This is a genomic window from Streptomyces odonnellii (genome assembly GCF_000981895.1).
Lineage (GTDB): Bacteria > Actinomycetota > Actinomycetes > Streptomycetales > Streptomycetaceae > Streptomyces > Streptomyces odonnellii.
The window spans coordinates 1-1,909 of record NZ_LATD01000495.1; the positions used below are offsets into that span (position 1 = coordinate 1).

Here is a 1,909-nt window from a genome sequence, read left to right on the forward strand (position 1 = left end):
GTCCCCCGCCCGCTCCCGCTCCAGCATCCGGCGCAGCGGCCCTTCGCCCGCCGCCAGCTCGGCGTACGTACCACGCTGTACGGCACGGCCGCCGTCCAGCACGATCACCTCGTCCACCGCGTCGAGCCCTCGCAGCCTGTGGGTGATCAGCAGCGTCGTACGGCCCTCCGTCACCTCCAGCAGATCGGCGGTCAGCGCGTCCGCGGTCGCCAGGTCGAGATGTTCGGCGGGCTCGTCCAGGATCAGTACGGGAAAGTCGGCCAGCAGCGCGCGGGCCAGCGCCAGCCGCTGCCGCTGCCCGCCGGAGAGCCGGGCGCCGTGCTCGCCGACGAGTGTGTCGAGGCCCGCGGGCAGAGAATCGGCCCAGTCGAGCAGCCGGGCCCGGCGCAGGGCCTCACGCAGTTCGTCCTCGGTCGCGTCCGTACGCGCGAGCCTCAGATTCTCGCGTACGGAGCTGTCGAACAGGTGCGCGTCCTGCGCACACAGACCGATGAACCGGCGGACGGTGTCCTCGTCGAGCGAGCCCAGGTCCGTACCGCCGAGGCGGCAGTCCCCCTCGCGCGCGTCCAGGAAGCGCAGCAGCACGTTCGCGAGCGTGGTCTTGCCCGACCCCGAAGGCCCGACGACGGCGACCCGCTTCCCGGCGGCCAGGGTCAGATCGAGCCCGCTCAGCGCGTCCCGCCGCTGCCCCGCGTACCGAGCGGACAGGCCCCGCACCTCCAGCGGGAACGGTGATCCGGGAGCGGGGGCCGGCCGCTCCGGCTCCTGTACGGGGACGGGGGCGTCCAGCACCTCGCACACCCGCTCCGCACTACGCGCGGCCCGCCGCCGGTGCCGCACGGCCAGCGGCAGCCCGGTGACCGCCTCGAACGCCGCGAGCGGGGTCAGGACGACCACAGCCAGTTCGACGCCGTCGAGCCGACCCGCGCGTACCGCCGCCACGCCGATCAGCGCCGCCGCGGCCACGGTCAGTCCGCAGGCCAGCGCGGAGAGCCCGCCGCCGAGGGCCTGGGCGCTCGCCCCGCGCGCGGCGATCGCCGTCAGCGTTCCATCGGTCTCGCGCACCTGGCGCAGACGGCTCCGCAACGCGCCCGCGACGGTCAGTTCGGCGGTGCCCCGCAGCAGATCGGCGACCCGGGTGGCCAGCGCTCCGCGCGCGGGGGCGAGCCGGTGCTCGGCCCGGCGGGCACAGGCGGCGCTCACCAGCGGCACGCCGACCCCGGCGATCAGCAGCCCGGCGGCGAGTACGGCGCCCGCCTCCGGCAGCAGCCAGGCGGTGAATCCGACCGTGCCCGCCGCGACCAGCAGTGCGGTACCGGCCGGGAGCAGCCAGCGCAGCCAGTAGTCCTGGAGTTCGTCGACATCGGCGACGAGCCGGGACAACAGATCCCCGCGCCGGGTCCCGCCGAGGCCTGCGGGCGCGATGCGCTCCAGCCGCCGGTACACCGCCACCCGCAGATCGGCGAGCGTCCTGAGCACGGCGTCATGCGAGACGACGCGCTCGGCGTACCGGAAGACGGCCCGGCCGATCCCGAAGGCGCGGGTGGCCGTCACCGCGACCATCAGATAGAGAACGGGCGGCTGTTCGGAGGCGCGCGAGATGAGCCAGCCGGAGACCGCCATGAGCCCGACGGCCGAGCCGAGGGCGCAGCTTCCGAGGAGCAGGGCCAGTACGAAACGGCCGCGCAGCGCCCCGGCGGCGGCCCGCATCCGCGCGAGCGGAGCGAGCGGGACGAGCGGATCCCCGGACGCTACGGGCAGCTCGCCGCCCAAGGCCGGTACGGCCTGCTCTTCGCCCATGGGACGCGCGGGCGCCGGACCGGAACCGAGGCCCTGCTCCCCCGCCGCAACGCCCTCGCCCACACCGGGCCGCGAAGCCTCCGCGCCGACGCCAAGCCCCGAAACCCCC

Annotated in this window: 1 protein-coding gene; it reads right to left on the reverse strand. The window is 75.6% G+C overall.

The genetic code is table 11. The features are described from left to right. Window positions 1–1,909 (reverse strand): thiol reductant ABC exporter subunit CydC (gene cydC / locus WH07_RS33795; protein ID WP_106409745.1); only part of this gene is annotated, 1,909 nt, incomplete at both ends.